This is a genomic window from Xanthomonas cassavae CFBP 4642, assembly GCF_000454545.1.
Taxonomy (GTDB): Bacteria; Pseudomonadota; Gammaproteobacteria; order Xanthomonadales; family Xanthomonadaceae; genus Xanthomonas; species Xanthomonas cassavae.
Genome location: NZ_CM002139.1, coordinates 1,139,557 through 1,155,795, shown reverse-complemented (window position 1 = coordinate 1,155,795; position 16,239 = coordinate 1,139,557). Strand labels below are relative to the sequence as shown.

Annotated in this window: 14 protein-coding genes; 4 read left to right on the top strand and 10 right to left on the bottom strand. The window is 66.3% G+C overall.

From position 1 onward, the window contains the following. The first annotated feature begins 5 nt into the window (after positions 1-5). Genes XCSCFBP4642_RS0105100 through XCSCFBP4642_RS0105090 form a run of 3 tightly spaced genes read left to right on the top strand, consistent with a single transcriptional unit; the run spans position 6 to position 2,319 of the window. A complete protein-coding gene (locus tag XCSCFBP4642_RS0105100) occupies positions 6-1,130 on the top strand; it encodes a Gfo/Idh/MocA family protein (protein ID WP_029218845.1) in 1,125 nt (374 codons plus the stop codon). A 19-nt stretch (positions 1,131-1,149) separates the two neighbouring features. After that, positions 1,150-2,004, top strand: a complete 855-nt coding sequence (locus tag XCSCFBP4642_RS0105095) for a sugar phosphate isomerase/epimerase family protein (protein WP_029218844.1) — start codon at positions 1,150-1,152, stop codon at positions 2,002-2,004. Between the two features lie 36 nt (positions 2,005-2,040). Beyond that, positions 2,041-2,319: a c-type cytochrome gene (locus XCSCFBP4642_RS0105090; RefSeq protein WP_033898008.1), complete on the top strand. Its 279-nt coding sequence runs from the start codon at positions 2,041-2,043 to the stop codon at positions 2,317-2,319. A 27-nt stretch (positions 2,320-2,346) separates the two neighbouring features. On the opposite strand, the gene XCSCFBP4642_RS0105085 is transcribed toward XCSCFBP4642_RS0105090, so the two are convergent. The 5 genes from XCSCFBP4642_RS0105085 to XCSCFBP4642_RS0105065 all read right to left on the bottom strand — a co-directional run bounded on the left by XCSCFBP4642_RS0105085 (position 2,347) and on the right by XCSCFBP4642_RS0105065 (position 7,861). Next, a complete protein-coding gene (locus tag XCSCFBP4642_RS0105085) occupies positions 2,347-3,090 on the bottom strand; it encodes a 3-keto-disaccharide hydrolase (RefSeq protein WP_029218842.1) in 744 nt (247 codons plus the stop codon). Positions 3,091-3,134: 44 nt separating this feature from the next. Next, positions 3,135-3,710 carry a gluconate 2-dehydrogenase subunit 3 family protein gene (locus XCSCFBP4642_RS0105080; RefSeq protein ID WP_029218841.1) on the bottom strand — a complete coding sequence of 192 codons (576 nt, stop codon included), beginning with the start codon at positions 3,708-3,710 and terminating at the stop codon, positions 3,135-3,137. Beyond that, complete coding sequence (locus XCSCFBP4642_RS0105075; RefSeq protein ID WP_029218840.1) at positions 3,710-5,395, bottom strand: GMC oxidoreductase; 1,686 nt, start codon at positions 5,393-5,395, stop codon at positions 3,710-3,712. Before XCSCFBP4642_RS0105075 ends, XCSCFBP4642_RS0105080 begins: the two co-directional genes overlap by 1 nt. Positions 5,396-5,425: 30 nt before the next feature. Next, positions 5,426-6,328: a hydroxypyruvate isomerase family protein gene (locus XCSCFBP4642_RS0105070; RefSeq protein ID WP_029218839.1), complete on the bottom strand. Its 903-nt coding sequence runs from the start codon at positions 6,326-6,328 to the stop codon at positions 5,426-5,428. Between the two features lie 993 nt (positions 6,329-7,321). Beyond that, complete coding sequence (locus tag XCSCFBP4642_RS0105065) at positions 7,322-7,861, bottom strand: single-stranded DNA-binding protein (RefSeq protein ID WP_029218838.1); 540 nt, start codon at positions 7,859-7,861, stop codon at positions 7,322-7,324. A 271-nt stretch (positions 7,862-8,132) separates the two neighbouring features. Between XCSCFBP4642_RS0105065 and XCSCFBP4642_RS0105060 the strand changes: the two genes are divergently transcribed. Beyond that, positions 8,133-9,131 (top strand): polyprenyl synthetase family protein, encoded by a 999-nt coding sequence (locus tag XCSCFBP4642_RS0105060; protein ID WP_029218837.1) that lies wholly within the window; start codon positions 8,133-8,135, stop codon positions 9,129-9,131. 201 nt (positions 9,132-9,332) lie between these two features. Here XCSCFBP4642_RS0105060 and XCSCFBP4642_RS0105055 read toward each other — a convergent pair whose 3' ends face one another. The 5 genes from XCSCFBP4642_RS0105055 to XCSCFBP4642_RS0105035 all read right to left on the bottom strand — a co-directional run bounded on the left by XCSCFBP4642_RS0105055 (position 9,333) and on the right by XCSCFBP4642_RS0105035 (position 16,082). After that, positions 9,333-10,133 carry a dienelactone hydrolase family protein gene (locus XCSCFBP4642_RS0105055; protein WP_029218836.1) on the bottom strand — a complete coding sequence of 267 codons (801 nt, stop codon included), beginning with the start codon at positions 10,131-10,133 and terminating at the stop codon, positions 9,333-9,335. 158 nt (positions 10,134-10,291) lie between these two features. Further along, the gene (gene murD, locus XCSCFBP4642_RS0105050; protein ID WP_029218835.1) at positions 10,292-11,698 is read right to left on the bottom strand and encodes a UDP-N-acetylmuramoyl-L-alanine--D-glutamate ligase; all 1,407 of its coding nucleotides are present in this window, start codon (positions 11,696-11,698) and stop codon (positions 10,292-10,294) included. Continuing rightward, on the bottom strand, positions 11,679-13,034 hold the full coding sequence (gene murL, locus XCSCFBP4642_RS0105045; RefSeq protein WP_029218834.1) for a UDP-N-acetyl-alpha-D-muramoyl-L-alanyl-L-glutamate epimerase: 1,356 nt from the start codon (positions 13,032-13,034) through the stop codon (positions 11,679-11,681). The genes murD and murL overlap by 20 nt, the downstream gene beginning before the upstream one ends. Further along, the gene (locus XCSCFBP4642_RS0105040) at positions 13,031-13,489 is read right to left on the bottom strand and encodes a hypothetical protein (protein WP_029218833.1); all 459 of its coding nucleotides are present in this window, start codon (positions 13,487-13,489) and stop codon (positions 13,031-13,033) included. Before XCSCFBP4642_RS0105040 ends, murL begins: the two co-directional genes overlap by 4 nt. Continuing rightward, positions 13,473-16,082 (bottom strand): bifunctional aspartate kinase/diaminopimelate decarboxylase, encoded by a 2,610-nt coding sequence (locus XCSCFBP4642_RS0105035; protein WP_029218832.1) that lies wholly within the window; start codon positions 16,080-16,082, stop codon positions 13,473-13,475. The genes XCSCFBP4642_RS0105040 and XCSCFBP4642_RS0105035 overlap by 17 nt, the downstream gene beginning before the upstream one ends. Positions 16,083-16,239: the final 157 nt, after the last annotated feature.

Here is a 16,239-nt window from a genome sequence, read left to right as displayed (position 1 = left end):
ATTCGATGAGCAAGCTTGGAATCGCCATTGTCGGTACCGGCATGATCGGCGCCGTGCATCGTCGCGCGGCGCTGCTGGCCGGTGCGCAGGTCCGCGGCATCGCCGCCTCTTCCGCGCAACGCGCACGCGAGGTTGCGCAGTCATGGAATGTGCCGCGCGCTTATCGCGACATCGAAGAGGTGGTCGCCGACCCACAGGTGCAGGTAGTGCACGTGTGCACGCCCAACCATCTGCACCGCGCCATGGCGCAGGCGGCGCTGGACGCCGGCAAGCACGTGATCTGCGAGAAACCCTTGGCCACGACGCTACAGGACGCCCAGGCGTTGGCGGCACTGGCCGCCTCGGCCGGGCGGGTTGCCACGGTCCCCTTCGTCTACCGCTACCACCCGGTGGTCCGCGAGGCGCGCGCGCGCATCGCGCAGGGCGAACTGGGGCCGCTGCGCTTGATACACGGCAGCTATCTGCAGGATTGGCTGCTGGACCCCGCCAGCAACAACTGGCGCGTGGACCCGGCGCTGGGCGGCGCATCGCGCGTGTTCGCCGACATCGGCTCGCACTGGTGCGACCTGGTGGAATGGGTCGGCGGCGAGCGTTTCGTCGAGGTCAGCGCGGCGTTCGCGACCGTGATCGCCGAGCGCGGCGCGCTCACCGGACAGAGCTTCGGCACGCCGACGGCAGGCGGCGCGATGCAGGCGGTGTCGAGCGAGGACGTGGCTGCGGCGATGTTCAGAACAAGCGCGGGCACGTTGGCCTCGTTGACGGTGAGCCAGGTGTCGGCCGGGCGCCGTAATCGCCTCTGGTTCGAGATCGACGGCGCCAGGGCCAGCGTGGCGTTCAACCAGGAGGATGCCGAACGGCTGTGGATCGGCCTGCCCGACCAGCGCGAGGAGATCTTCGTGCGCGGCCCGGGGGCCGGCAGCGCCGAACAACGCCGGCTGTCGACGTTGCCGGCCGGGCATGCGCAGGGCTACGGCGATTGCTTCGAGGCGTTCGTCGCCGACACCTATCGCGCCATCGAACGCGAGCGGCCGGAAGGCTTGCCGACTTTCGAAGACGGGGTGCGCTCGGCGCTGATCGTCGATCGCGTCATCACATCGGCCAGAACACGTGGCTGGACATCCATCGATTGAATTCCGGGAGGACTTTCTGATGCATCTGCCTACACGCAGGACCGCGACCCTCGCCCTGCTGCTGCTCGTCGCCCTGCCCGCCTTCGCACGCGACGCCGCCGGCCCGCAACAGCCCATCGCGGTGCAGATGTACACGCTGCGCAACGCCGGCTCGCTCGACCAACAGCTGAAGATCGTCCACGACGCCGGCGTGGGCGCGGTGGAAACGGTCGGCACGCAGAACGTCAGCGCTGCCGAACTCAAGCAGCTGCTGGGCAGGTATTCGATCAAGGCGATCTCCTCGCACGTGCAGCTGGCCGAGCTGCGCAAGGATCTGGACGGCGTGATGGCGTTCAACCGCTCGATCGGCAACACGACCCTGGTGGTGCCTTACCTGGACGAGAAGGATCGGCCGACCGATGCCGCGGGCTGGACCGCATTGGGCCGGGAACTGGGCCAGATCGCGAAGCGGATGCAGGCCAAGGGCATGCGCCTGGCCTACCACAACCACGACTTCGAACTGGTCGACATCAATGGCAAGACCGGGCTGGAGCTGCTGTTCGCCGCCGCCGGCCCTGATCTTCAGACCGAACTGGATCTGGCCTGGGTCGCGCGCGCGGGCTACGACCCGGCGGCGATGCTGGGCAAGTTCAAGGGCCGCATGTTCGCAGTCCACGCCAAGGACAATGCGCCGAAAGGCCAGGCCGAGGACGAAGGCGGCTTCGCCGCCGTGGGCCGGGGCGTGCTGGACTGGAACGCGATCCTGCCTGCGGCGGCCGATGCCGGCGTACGCTGGTACATCGTCGAGCACGACCGTCCGCGCGATCCGGCCACCGTCATCCAGACCGGCGCCGATTACCTGCGTCAGCACCTGCCCGCCAGCACGCATCGCTAGCACGCAAAGGAGCCTGGTTTGAAAACGATCCTGACAATGGCCGTGGCGCTGCTGGGGGCGGCGCTTGCGACCACGGCGTGGTCCAAGGACGACCCGACGGCCGGCGCGCAGCTCTACGCAACACACTGCACCGCCTGCCACGGCGCGACTCGCGCAGGCGTCCCGCCCACGTTTCCTGCGCTAACCGACGTGGGCAAGCGGCTGCAACCCGCGCAGATCAAGGAGAAGATCGTCAAGGGCGGCGGGTTGATGCCGCCCTTCCCTCAGCTGTCGCAGGAGGATGTCGACAACATCGCCAGCTTCCTGGCGCAATAGGATGCCGGCGCCAGCCGCGCACGAGTGCTACAGCGCGCGTACCCAGATGTTGCGGTAGCTGACCTTGGAATCGTGCTCCTGCAGCAAGATCGGCGCGCACCCATGCGGCGCGTACGACGGCGCGCCGATGTACTCGGTCTTGCCCGACAGGACGGTATCGTCCTGCACCAGCACGCCGTTGTGCAGGACGGTGATGCGGGCAGGTGAGGTAAGCCCGCCTCCCTGCGAAAAGCGCGGCGCCTTCCAGAGGATGTCGTAGGCCTGCCACTGGCCCGGCGCACGCGACGCGTTCACCAGCGGAATGGCCTGCTTGTAGATCGCGCCAGCCTGGCCGTTGGCGTAGGTCGGGTTGTTGTCGCTGTCGAGTACCTGCAGCTCATACAGCTCCTGCAGGAAGATGCCGCTGTTGCCTCGCTGCTGGCCTTCGAACCCCCGCGTCCCGGTGGGCGTGCGCCATTCGACATGCAGTTGGATGTCGCAGAAGCGCTGCCTGGTGCGGATGCCCTTGCTGCCCGGGACCACGGTCAGCGCGCCGTCGGTAACGCTCCAGGGCACCGGTCCGCCCTGCTCCGACTCCCAGGCGGAGAGATCCTTGCCATCGAACAGCACGATGGCGTCGGAGGGCGCGCGGCCCGGGGGCGTGGCCACGAGCGCGGGGACGGGCGTCCACACTTCCGTCTTGGCCGGATCGCGCGACGCACCGCCGCTGGTCTGCGCGACCGCAGGCGCCGCGGCCAACAGGCTGGCCGCCATCAGGAAGGGTCTGGTCATGGCGTTCCCGGGGAAGCGGCGCAGGAGCGCATCGTTGCGGCCCATCAGTTGGTCGCCCAGGCGGGCGTGCCGGGGGCATAGGCCATGTCGCCGTCGTAGCGGCCCGGCACGGCAACGTAGCGCAACACGTCGGTGGCGGCGACCTTCGAGCTGAAGAAGCTGAAGATGGCCAGCTGCTTGATCATCGTGAAGTAGTGCGGCATTGCTTTCGCCTTTTCGGCGGTGCCGATATCAGTGGTTTCGACGACATGTTTCCTGGCTTCCGCATCCAGCGCGCGCAGCAGCTCGGTGCGCGCCTGCGGCGCGAGCGACACGAATCGGCCGCCGGCGCGTTTGTCGATGTCGATCAGGCCGGCACGGAACACTGACTGCTGCCGGGCGGTGTAGCAATCGGTGACGAAGCGCGCCATGAACGCGCCGGCGCCGGCATCTTTGGCCCCCGGCGTTTTGGTCCGCGGCAGGATGGTCTCGGCGATCTCGTCCAGCGTGCGAACATCGGCGGCGGAGAAGATGGTCTTCGCTCCCTCGGCCGGCGCCTGGCCATGGCCGAGCGCGGGCAGGCCGATCATGGCCGCCCCCGTGGCAGCGACGATCATCTTCAGCAGTTCGCGGCGTTCCATCACAGGTTCCCCGCTTTCAGTTCGCGCACTGCATGGTCCGCCGCGCGTGCCGTCAGCGCCATGTAGGTCAGCGAGGGATTGACGCAGGCGCTGGACGTCATGCAGGCACCGTCGGTCACGTAGACGTTCGGCGCGTCCCAGACCTGGTTGTGCTGGTTCAGCACGGAATTCCTGCGGTCGCGGCCCATGCGCGCGGTCCCCATTTCGTGGATGCCCTTGCCGGGCGCGTAGTCGTCGTCGTGCATGTGCACGTCCTTGACGCCGGCGGCCTCCAGCATCTCGGCGGCATCGGCGGCCATGTCCTTGCGCATGGCCTTTTCGTTCGCGCGCAGGGACACATCCATCGCCAGCACCGGCAGCCCCCATTTGTCCTTGCGCTGCGAGTCCAGGCGAATCGCATTGTCGTGGTGCGGCAGCATTTCGCCGAATCCGGTCATGCCGATGCGCCAATCGCCCGGCTGGGTCAGCGCATCCTTCAGGTCAGCGCCGATGTTGAGCTCGGCGATCTCGCGCGACCATCCGGTGCGGCTGGCGCCGCCCTGGTAGCCAAACCCGCGCAGGTAGCCGCGCTTGTCCGCGGCGACATTGCGGAAACGGGGAATGTAGAAGCCGCAGGGACGACGGCCGAAGTAGTACTTGTCCTCGTAGCCCTCGACGCGGCCGGAGGCGCCCGCGCCGAAATGGTGGTCCATCACGTTGTGCCCGAGCTCGCCGGATGAAGACCCCAGCCCACCCTCCCAGACATCGGTGGCCGAGTTCATCAGCAACCAGGTCGAGTTGAAGGAGGAGGCGTTGAGGAAGATCACGTTGGCCGTGTACTGATAGGTCTGTCCGTTCTCGGCATCGATGATCTCCACGCCCCGCGCGCGCTTGCGGTCCTTGTCGTAGAGCACTTCCTTGACGATCGAGAACGGCCGCAAGGTCAGGTTGCCGGTCTTCATCGCCGCCGGCAGCGTCGCCGCCTGGGTCGAGAAGTAGGCGCCGAAGGGACAGCCCAGGATGCACTTGTTGCGATACTGGCAGTTGACGCGGCCCTGCTCGGGCATCGGCTGGGTGATGTTGGCGGTGCGCGAGTGGATCAGGTGCCTGGTTCCGCCAAAGGCCTTCTTGATCCTCGCAGCCACGTCCTTCTCGACGATGTTCAACGGGATCGGCGGCAGGAACTGGCCATCGGGCAATACGTCCAGGCCCTCGCGCGTGCCGGCGATGCCGGCGAACTTCTCCACGTAGTCGTACCAGGGCGCGATGTCGGCGTAGCGGATCGGCCAATCGGTGGCGATGCCGTCCTTGAGGTTCGCCTGGAAATCCAGGTCCGACAGACGATAGCTCTGCCGCCCCCACAGCAGCGAGCGACCGCCCACGTGATAGCCGCGGAACCAATCGAATCGCTTGATCTCGGTGTAGGGCGATTCCTGTTCGTTGGCCCACATGCCCTGCAGGTTTTCGACCAGGGCGTAGTCGCGCTTCAACACCGGATAATCGGCCTTCATCGCCTGGGTCGGCCGGTTGTAGTGCGGGAAATCCCACACTTCCTTCATCGCGTTGACGTAGTCCTTGACGTGCTCGATGTTGCGCCCGCGTTCCAGCATCAGCACCTTGAGGCCTTTCTCGGTCAGCTCCTTCGCCGCCCAACCGCCACTGATTCCCGAACCGACGACGATGGCGTCGTAGTAATTGTCTGCCATGGATTCTGCTTCACCTGGGTAGATAGCGTTTCAGACGTCGCACAGGCGGATCGCCTCGCGCAGCGAGCCGACGGGATCGGGCGCGGTAGGAATGAATTCCTGCGCCAGATAGCCGTCGAAACCGGTAGCGCGGATCGCGCGACAGATGGCAGGATAGTGGAGTTCCTGAGCGTCTCCGATCTCGTGCCGACCAGGCACGCCCGCGGTGTGGTAATGCTTGAAGCACGCGTGATGCCTGCCAATGGTGGCAATGATGTCGCCCTCCATGATCTGCATGTGATAGATGTCGTACAGCAGGCCGAAATGCTCAGAGCCAATCCGCCGGCACAGCTCGACGCCCCATGCCGAGTGGTTGCAGAGATAGTCGGGGTGATCGACCTTGGAGTTCAGCAATTCCATCACCAGCACGACGCCGCGTTTTTCGGCATGTCCGAGGATGCGCTTGAGTCCCGCTTCGGCATGGGCCATTCCGTCCTGCGGATCCATGCCGTTCCGATTGCCGGAAAAACAGATGAGGTTGCGGTAGCCGGCATCGGCCACCAGGTCGATGTGCCGCGTGTAGCGCTCGACCAGCTGGTCGTGGAACTGGCGGCCGGCGAACCCCTTGTCCAGGCCCATCTCCGCGCCGTTGCACATTGAGCTGTACACGCCGTTGGCCTTCAACGTAGGCCAATCGGCCGGGCCGACCAGATCGATGGCGGCGAATCCAAGCTGTTTCACCGTCTGACAAAGCTGGGCGATCGACTGCTGCGGAAACGTCCAGCGGGCCACGGAATGCTTCAGCTTGCCCTTGCCCTTGCGCGGCGTGGCAGCGGCAAGCGCGGGCAGCACGCCCGCGACGCTGAAGCCAAGGCTCCCGGCGACACCCAAGCGCAGCGCATCTCGCCTCGTGAACCCCGGAGCCGGAACCGGCCCGCTCGATTGCATAGCCATTCGTTTTCCGGCCTCCCAACCAGTCCCAAATGCTGAGGATTGCCTCGATTCAATCGATTGCACCATAGAGGAGGGAATCGTCTTTTTGCAAGACGCAGTGCACGAGAGCCCGGGCGGCAGCCACATTGGCTGTTGCGCCCGTTACGCCTGTGCTCCTGTAGCGCCTGTTGCCCACGGTGATGGAACGTCGGGCAACGCGGGAGCGCGGACTGCCAGGTGTACGGCGGAATGTGGGTATCCGTGAACCCATGGCTCCCCATGCAGGCCAAGCGTGGCGACATGCCGGCGCAACCATCCTCCTCGCAGCTATGGCACTGCTGCCTGGATGACCAATGGGGCCGGTTCGACAACGCGTGCCGGGCCTGTTCGCCTCGTCGGCCAGGCGCATTCACCACACTTGACCCGTGCCGTCGGGACTAGCCCTCGCCGTGAGCGCCAGCATGGACCCGACACGAAAGGCCACGCCAGATCGTTGCTTGAGCCAACCGCTCGCGATGCACGCTGACGTCCCACGAAGGCAAGGACGCAGAGGCGCTTGCTGCTTGCTGCTTGCTGCTTGTTGCTTGCTGCTTGTTGCTTGCTGCTTGTTGCTTGTTGCTTGTTGCTTGTTGCTTGTTGCTTGCTGCTTGTTGCTTGCTGCTTGCTGCTTGCTGCTTGCTGCTTGCCGCCAAGCTTCGCTTTAAAGGTTCCCGTCTTGGGAAGGACGATAGCGATGCTTCCAATCGACCGCTACCGTCTGGCCGCGACCAGCGTTGGGGTATCCAATTCGCTCCCAGGATTGCCGCGCCGCTCGATCGATCGTCCTGGCACGCGAAGCGGTGTCGACCAACAGCCGCATCGCCCATCCCGTCGAAGCAGCGCACGCTGTAGTCGTCCCAGCTGTCCTTCGACAAGAACGACGTTACATAGGCGGCCAGCACCATCGAGCAAAAGAAAAGCCCCTCGAAAGGGGCTCTTCTGAAATGTTCATCAACACGCCCTACCAGGCGTGTCCTAGAACGGGATGTCGTCGTCGGCAAAATCGTCCATCGGCGGAGCCGACTGCTGCTGCGCCGGCTGTTGACGACGCGGGGCATAGTCCTGACCACCGCCACCGCCGCCGTAGCCGCCGCCCTGCCCGCCACCACCACCGCCCTGCTGGCGCGGGGCCTGCGAGCGCTGCGGACGGTCGCCGCCCATGCCGCCACCGCCGCCTTCACCACGGCCGCCGAGCATCTGCATCTCGTTGGCGACGATATCGGTGCTGTACTTCTCCACGCCGTCCTGGCCGGTGTACTTGTCGTAGCGCAGCTCGCCTTCGACGTAGACCTGCGAGCCCTTGCGCAGGTATTCGCCAGCGATCTCGCCCAACTTGCCGAAGAACACCACGCGGTGCCATTCGGTGCGCTCCTGGTTGTTGCCGTCGCGGTCCTTGCGCACGCTGGTGGTGGCCAGGCTCACGCGGGTGATCGCCATGCCGGCCTGGGTGTACTTGGTGTCGGGATCGTTGCCGAGGTTGCCGACGAGGATGACTTTGTTGATGCCGCGGGCCATAAATGCTTCCGATGGTGCGCCGGCGCCGAAGGGGCGCGGCGGTGAATGTCTTGGGGCCAATGTTACCGCACCTGCCCTGCCCGGGTGCCGCCGCGCGGCCCGCCGCCGGGCCGGGAAATCCCGCGCCGGCAGGTGGGAATCGGCACCGGCCGTCAGCCCCGCGGGTCAGGCGCCGCAACGGTTTCCGCCCTGCCCCGGCCGCCGCAGCACACGCGGCGGGACGGATCCGGCCCGGGCACCTATAATCGAGGCACATCACGAACGCCTGCGCATGACCATCGCCGAAGACCTCCCCACCGTCCTGGGCCTGCCCCAGATCCAGTCCCTCGCCGCGCCCGACATGGCCGCGGTCGACGCGCTGATCCGCCGCCGTCTGGCCTCGGATGTCGTGCTGATCAACCAGATTGCCGATCACATCATCTCCGCCGGCGGCAAACGCCTGCGGCCGATGCTGGTGATGCTGGCCGGCCACGCCGCTGGCGGCTCCGGCCCGGAGCACCATCAACTGGCGGCGATCATTGAATTCATCCACACCTCCACCCTGCTACACGACGACGTGGTGGACGAGTCAGACCTGCGCCGCGGGCGCAGCACCGCCAACGCGCTGTGGGGCAATGCGCCCAGCGTGCTGGTCGGCGATTTCCTGTATTCGCGCAGCTTCCAGTTGATGGTGGAGCTGGATCGCATGGAAGTCATGCAGATCCTGGCCGACACCACCAACCGCATCGCCGAAGGCGAGGTGCTGCAGCTGCTGCACGTGCACAACCCCGACACCGACGAAGCCGCCTACCTGCGGGTGATCGAGCGCAAAACGGCGGTACTGTTCGCCGCCGGTACCCGTCTGGGCGCGCTGGCCTCGGGCGCGGATGCGCAGGTGCAGCAGCAGCTGTACGACTACGGCATGCAGCTGGGCTTCGCCTTCCAGATCGCCGACGACGTGCTCGATTACGCCGCCGAGGCCGAGGATCTGGGCAAGAACCTGGGCGACGATCTGGCCGAAGGCAAGGCCACGTTGCCGCTGATCCACGCCATGGCGCACTCGGACGAGGCCACCCGGCAGCGCCTGCGCGCCATCGTCGAACAGGGCGATGCTGCGGCAATGCCCGAAGTGCTGGCCGCCATCCATGCCACCGGCGGATTGGACTACAGCCGCCAGCGCGCCGCCGAGTATGCCGCCGCCGCCGAACAGGCGCTCGGCACCTTGGCGCATAGTCCTGCAGTGGCGGCGCTGCGCGGCCTGGCGCGTTACGCGGTCGAGCGCACGCATTGATCCGGCGCGCTTCGCGCACCGGACGGAATTTGGGATTGGAGATTTGGGATGCGTAAGAGCGGCTTGGTTGTGCTCTTACGCATCCCGGCATTCGATGGCACAGCGATGTTCAACGCAAGCCCCTGAGCACAAACTCACGGAAAGATTTGAAAGACGGGACCACGCTTTTGCGAATCCCGAATCCCAAATCACCAATCCCGGTTACAAACCAAAGCGCTCATCGAAGAAGTCACCCAGCATGCGATAGGCACGCTTGGCGGCACGCGGGTTGTACAGGCAGCCTGGCGGGCTGTTGGCATCGGCTTCGGCAAAGCAATGCACCGCACCGCTGAAATTGACGAACTGCCAGTCCGCGCCGGCCGCATTCATCTCGGTTTCGAAGGCGGCGATGTCCGCCTTGCTCACGCTCTTGTCGTCGGCGCCATTGAGCACCAGCAGCGGCGTCCTGGCCGAGCCGGCCGCCGCCGGGCTGGGCGTGGCGATGCCACCGTGCAGGCTGACCACACCGGCCAGTTGCGCACCGGCGCGCACCAGCTCCAGCACCGTGGTGCCGCCGAAGCAGAATCCCACCGCACCGATGCGCGATGCATCCAGCGGCACCTTGCCGGCCTGCGCCTTGAGCACATCCACTGCTTTCAGCGCGCGGGCGCGCAGCGTCGGCGGGTCCTTCTTCAGGGCACCGGCAAACTGCCCGGCCTCACTGTCGTTGGCCGGACGCTTGCCCTTGCCGTAGACGTCGGCAACCAGCACCACGTAATCGTCGCCGGCCAGTTGCTTGGCCTTGGTGACCGCCGAATCGTTGACCCCGCGCCAGTTCGGCACCATCACCAGCCCTGGGCGCTTGGCGGCACCGGCGTCGTCGTAGACCAGCACGCCGCTGAAGGTGTCCTTGCCGATCGTCCATTCCAGCGGCTTGGCCTGCATCGCTGCGGCGGCGGGCAACGCCAGCGACGCCAAGACACCGAACAACCCAACGCCACGCCATCTCCATTGCTTGTGCATGTGTCTGCTCCCGGGAAGGTCCGGCGAGTGTAGGCGCTGCCGCCGTGCAGGCCGGGTCAGCGTGGATGCCGACGGACCGATCGCGTCGGCGTTCTGCCACGGCCGTCGAAAAACCCGGGGCGGATGGCGCCGTCGCTCCGCGCGCGAGCAACGCAGCGCTATTGCACGCCCAAGCCGGGAATCGCACTGATCGCCGCCGGATCGAACCCGGCCAGCTGCGCAAAATGGCGGCCGCGCGCAACGTAGTCGCTATACGCCCCGAAGCTGGGCGCACCCGGCGACAGCAGCACCACGCCGCCCTGCTCGCCCAGCGCCTGGCGTGCCAGCCGCATCGCGTGCTCCAGGTCGTCGGCAGCATGCAGGCCGAAGCGACCGCTTACGGCCAGCGGCGCCAGTAACGCATGGATCCGCGGGCCATTGGCGCCCATGGTGACGATTTCCAGCGGTGCCTGCTGCGCCATATGCTCGGCGAAATCCTGCCAATCCAGCCCGCGATCGTGGCCGCCGACCAGCAGGGCCACGCGGCGCTGCGCGAAGCACGCCAGCGCGGCCAGCGACGCATGCGGCGTGGTGCTGATCGAGTCGTTGACGTAGCTGATGCCATCCACGCTGCCCAGCAACTGCAGCCGATTGGGCAAGGGGCGGAAACTCGACGCGGCCGGCGCGAGTGCAGCGGCATCCAGGTCCAGCGCCTCCACAGCGGCCAGCACCGCGCACAGATTACGGCGGTTATGTTCGCCGGGCAGCGGCACGTTGGCGGTATCGAAAATGGCCTGCTCGCCGCGGTACACCACGTCGCCGCGCAAATGCCAGCCGTCGGGATGATTGAACCAGCGCACCTCGCTCTCGGGCAACTGCATACCGCGCAGCAGCGGATCGGCGGCGTTGAGCAAGGCGATCCGCGGGCGGCCTTCGGTCACCAGCGACAGCTTGTCGCGCACGTAGCGCGCCTCATCGCCGTGCCAGTCCAGGTGTTCGGGAAACAGGTTCAACACCAGCGCCAGCTGCGGGCGCGCACCGCTGCGCGCGACCTCGCCGGTCTGGTAGCTGGACAACTCGATCGCCCAGTACGCCGGTGGCGGCTGCGGTGCCAGCACTTCCAGCAAGGGTTGGCCGATATTGCCGACCAGCGCGGTACGGTGCCCGGCGCTGCGCAGCAGGTGCGCCAACAGCGCAGTGGTGGTGCTCTTGCCCTTGGTACCGGTGACACAGATGACGCCAGGCACGTCGCCATCGGTCCGCGCGTGCTCTGCAAACCACAGCGCGGTGCCGCCGATGAACCGCGTGCCGTGCGCGGCGGCGGCCAACGCCTCGGCGCGATACGGGCTGATGCCGGGCGACTTCAGCACGATCTCGAACCGGCCCAACGCCTGCGCGCTGGAATCGGTCTCTACCTGCAATGCCGCATCGTCCAGCGCCGCGAGTTCGCGCGCCTCCTCGGCACTGCAGAACACCGTCAATGGCTGGGCAGGCAGCGCGGTGCGCAATGCGCGATACGCCGCGCGTCCTTCGCGCCCCCATCCCCACAACGCAACCGCCCTGCCCTCAAGCTGCGAAATTCGCACGCACGCGCTCCCACAGCGCCGCCGGGATACGGTGCTCGCCATCGATGGACATCAACGGCTCCAGCTGCAGCTCCTGCGGATCCAGTTGCGGCTGGATCTCGCGGATGAAGCGCGTCACCAGTGCGTCTTCCTTCCACTCCGCCCGCGTTGCCAGCAACGCCATCGCAGCGCGCGATTCGCGGCCCTCGCCCACGCATTCGAACGGCTTGTGGTCCTGAAATTCCAGCAGCGCGTCGTAGCCGCCGGCCTGCGCGGCATCGTCGAGCAGATTGCGCCCGAAGATCCCCACCAGTCGCGTCTTCGGCATGAAGGGGGCCAGCGCCAGGAATACGAAGTGGCACTTCGGGCACACCCCGCACCAGCGGTGTACCGGGCGTTCGCCCATGATGTGGAAGTTGCGGTTGCAGCTGGAAAAATGCGCGTCGTAGTGATCGGTCTTGGCGAACTGCCGCGCCACTGCCAGCTCTGACAACGGCCGCAGCAACGAGTAGTAGCGCAGATCGGCCGCTACGTGCCGCTGCACGTACTCGCCGAACGCCTGTTCGAAGGCCCAGCCCTTGGACCACTGGTGATTGACCTCGCCGGTGCCCGGAATCTGGCTGCCGTAGCTGGCCGAGCGCTCGTTGGAAAACACCGCCTGGTCCACACCGGTCAGCAATGCCGACAGCACCAGGATGGCCGAATTCACCGCAGTGACGGGAATATGCCCGTTCCAGGCGCCCTGGCGATTGAGCTCGAACAGCTCCGGCGCCAGGACGCGGCCGACATTGAGCACCGGCAGGCCGGTGCGCTCGGCGCAGGCACGGATGAGCTGCGAGCCACCGATCCAGCTCACGGTCTGATCGACACCGGCCTGGCGCAGGGCCTCGATGCTGACCAGCGAATCCTTGCCGCCACCGATGGCGACCAATGCATGCTCGCGCAAGCCCAGCGCAGGCGCTTGGTCAGCTGCCTGCGCAGCCACCGGAAAGTTGATCTTGCCGTGCAGGTTCAAGCCATTGCGGTAGGCGAACTCGCCCAGGCCATGCAGATACACGCTTTCCACCAATGCGGCGGTGTCCGCATCGATGCTGTAATCGTCGATGGCAATCGTTGGCGGCACTGCAGCCTTGTAGTAACTCACGCCCGCAATCAGGTGCAGCAAGCGAAGCGCCTGTTGCACGGCAGCGGCGTGTGCGCCCTCAAACGCGAACGGTGCGCCCGGCACGGCGACGGTTTCCACCAGTTCCGGGCCCTGGTCGAAGGCATACACCAGCGTCGCCACGCCGGTCTGCGCGTCGAGCGCGCAGCGCACGAAACGGAATGTGGAGATCTGGTGTTTGTCGAAAGCGCTCATGGACTACCTGCAGGAACGTGCAAACGACGCAGATAACGTCGGCACAGGACATATTCAATCATGGAAAACGGTACCGCGGCCCACAGCAGCGGCAGGCAACCGACCGCGAACAGCAGCAGCACGACCTGCGAGCCGATCACCTTCGCATCGCCGGTCACCGCCAGCGCCAGCAACAGGTACACCAGCAGCGCCGGCAGATAGCTGAGCCCGCTCAACAGCACCGTGCGCACCGCCATGCCGCCAGCCTGCCGTGCCGAGGCGCGCGCCTGGCGACGCTGCTGCCAGCGGCCGGAGCACCACGCGCCGGTGCCGGCGGCAAGCACTGCGGGCAACACCCACTTCAGGCTGTCGGTCCAGGGTACGCGCAGGTCGACCATGTCGATGGCCGTGGACATCACCATCGACGCAGCGCCGGCCAGCATGCTGAGCACCACGAACTCAGCCAGCGGGCGCATCGATGACCTCTTCGCGCGGCAACTCGCGCTGGTTGTAGGTGCTGGCCATCGAATAGCCGTATGCACCGGCATCGGCCACCAGCATCACATCCTCCGGCGCGGTGCTGGCCGGCAGCCGGCGGCGCTTGCCGAACACGTCCGAGGATTCGCAGATCGGTCCGACGATATCGAAACTGCCATCGGCCGGCGCGTCAAGCCGACTCAGGTTTTCGATGTCGTGCCAGGCGTCGTAGAGCGCCGGGCGAATCAAGGTATTCATGCCCGCATCCAGCCCCACGCGCTGCACGCCGTCCTTTTCGATCACCTGGGTGACCTGCGCCAGCAGCACACCGGCCTCGGCCACCAGATAGCGGCCCGGTTCGATCGCCAGGCGATAACCAGGATGCACGGCCTTGACCTCGGCCAGGCCCTTGGCCCATACCTCCAGATCGAACGGCTCGTCTTCGGCGCTGTACGGAATCGGCAGGCCGCCGCCGATATCGATGGTCTCCACCGTGCCGATGCGACGCGCGAAGCCGGCCAGTTCGTCGTACATCATCCGCCAGTGCTCGCCGGTCTCCACGCCGCTGCCCAGGTGCGCATGCACGCCGGTGATGGTGACATCGAGCGTGCGCGCCGCCTCCACGAACTCGTCCACGCGCGTGGACGACAAGCCGAACTTGGACGCCTTGCCGCCGGTATTGACCTTCTCGTGGTGGCCATCGCCGTGGCCCAGGTCGATGCGCAACCACACGTTGCGGCCACCAAACACCTCCGGCCAGTTGCGCAGCGCCTCGACGTTGTCCACGGTGACGGTCACGCCAAGCGCAAAGGCGGCTTCGTACTCGGCCCTGGACGCAAAGCTCGGGGTGAACAGCACCCGCCGCGGCGACAGCTCCGGCAGCGTCTGGAACACCCGGCGCAGTTCACCGTGCGACACGCATTCCAGCCCGAAACCAGCCTGTTCCAGCGCCATCAGGATCGCCGGATGCGCATTGGCCTTGATGGCGTAATAGCGCTGATCCACCGCGGCAATCTGCGCCAGCGCCTGCGCCCGCGCACGCACCGTGGGCAGGTGATAGACGTAACGCGGCGTGCCGGCCCTGGACAGGGTCAGCAGATGCGCGCGCTCGGCATGCCACCACGGCGTGGGCCGCGGCCGCACCGAGCCGATGATCTGCCGCCAGCGCGGTCCGAACACCTCGCCTTCGCTGACCGGCATCGCACCGCTGTCGATCAGTTCGGCATGCAGGATCGGCAGCAGGCCATCGGCATCGGCTTCATCGATGACGAAGGTCAGGTTCAAGTCGTTGGACGACTGCGAAATCATGTGCACGCGTTCCTGCCCGAACGTGGCCCACACATCGGACAGCTTGTGCAGCAGCGAGCGCATGCCGCGCCCGACCAGGGTGATCGCCGCGCAAGGAACAATGATCTTGACCTTGCAGATCTGCGACAGATCCGCCGACAGCGCCGCCAGTACGTCGGTATTGACCAGGTTTTCCGACGGATCCAGCGACACGGTGACATTGGTCTCGGCCGAACCGATCAGGTCCACCGACAGGCCATGCTTCTTGAACAATGCGAACACATCGGCCAGGAAGCCCACCTGCTGCCACATGCCGATGCCTTCCATCGACACCAAGACGATACCGTTGCGACGGCTGATCGCCTTGACGCCAGGCACCGGCTCGGCGCTGCCGTCGATGCTGGTGCCGGGCAGATCCGGGCGTTCGGTATCCAGGATCGCCATCGGCACGCCGGAATCGCGGCAGGGCTTGATCGACCGCGGATGCAGCACCTTGGCACCGGTGGTGGCGATTTCCTGTGCTTCGTAATAGTCCAGCCGGGTCAGCAGGCGCGCGTCGGGCACGTCCTTCGGGTTGGCGCTGAACATGCCGGGCACGTCGGTCCAGATTTCGACCCGGCTGGCACCGAGCAGCGCGCCGAAGTACGCCGCCGAGGTGTCCGAACCGCCACGGCCCAGGATGGCGGTGCCGCCATCGGCGTGTCGCGAAATGAAACCCTGCGTGATCAACAGGCGCGTGGGCTGCGCATCGAAACGCGCGCGCCAGTCCGCATCCGATTGCCACTGGCATGACACCGACAGGCGCTTGGACCACTCGCTCTGATTGGGCTGCGGCGGCAACGCCGACAGCCACTGCCGCGCGTCCAGCCAGCCCATGTCCAGGCCACGGGCATGCAGATACGCCGCACCGATGGTGGAAGACAGCAATTCGCCCTGCCCCAGCACCTCGGCCTGCCAATCGAGCGTGCGCGTTGCGGCACGCGCATCGGCAAGCAAGGCGTGCAACGCGGCCAACCGCTCGCCCAGCACTGTCTGTGCATCGAGCTCGAGCTCGGCAACGAACTCGCGATGACGCTGCTCCAGCGCGGCCACGCGCTGCGCACTGTCGGCGGCGCCATCGGCAATGGCAGTGAGCTCGTTGGTCACGCCCGACAATGCAGACACCACCACCAGCACGCGGCCGCCGGTTTCGTTCGCCCGTTTGCCCGCCAGTTTTCCAATCGTGTCCCAGCGATGACGACGCGACACCGAAGTGCCGCCGAACTTGAGGACGATCCAACGATCGGTAGAGTGGGGAGCTGACATGGAGTAGGCGTTTGAGATTGGGGGGGGAAAAGCCGGTATACCGGGCGGAACCCCCGATTCTACTGCCAATATCCGTTGCATGACCTTGTCAGTGGCCGCAATCCGCGCTGTGCTATCGCCGCGCCACAACGGTTTACGCTGCAACCATCCGCATGAC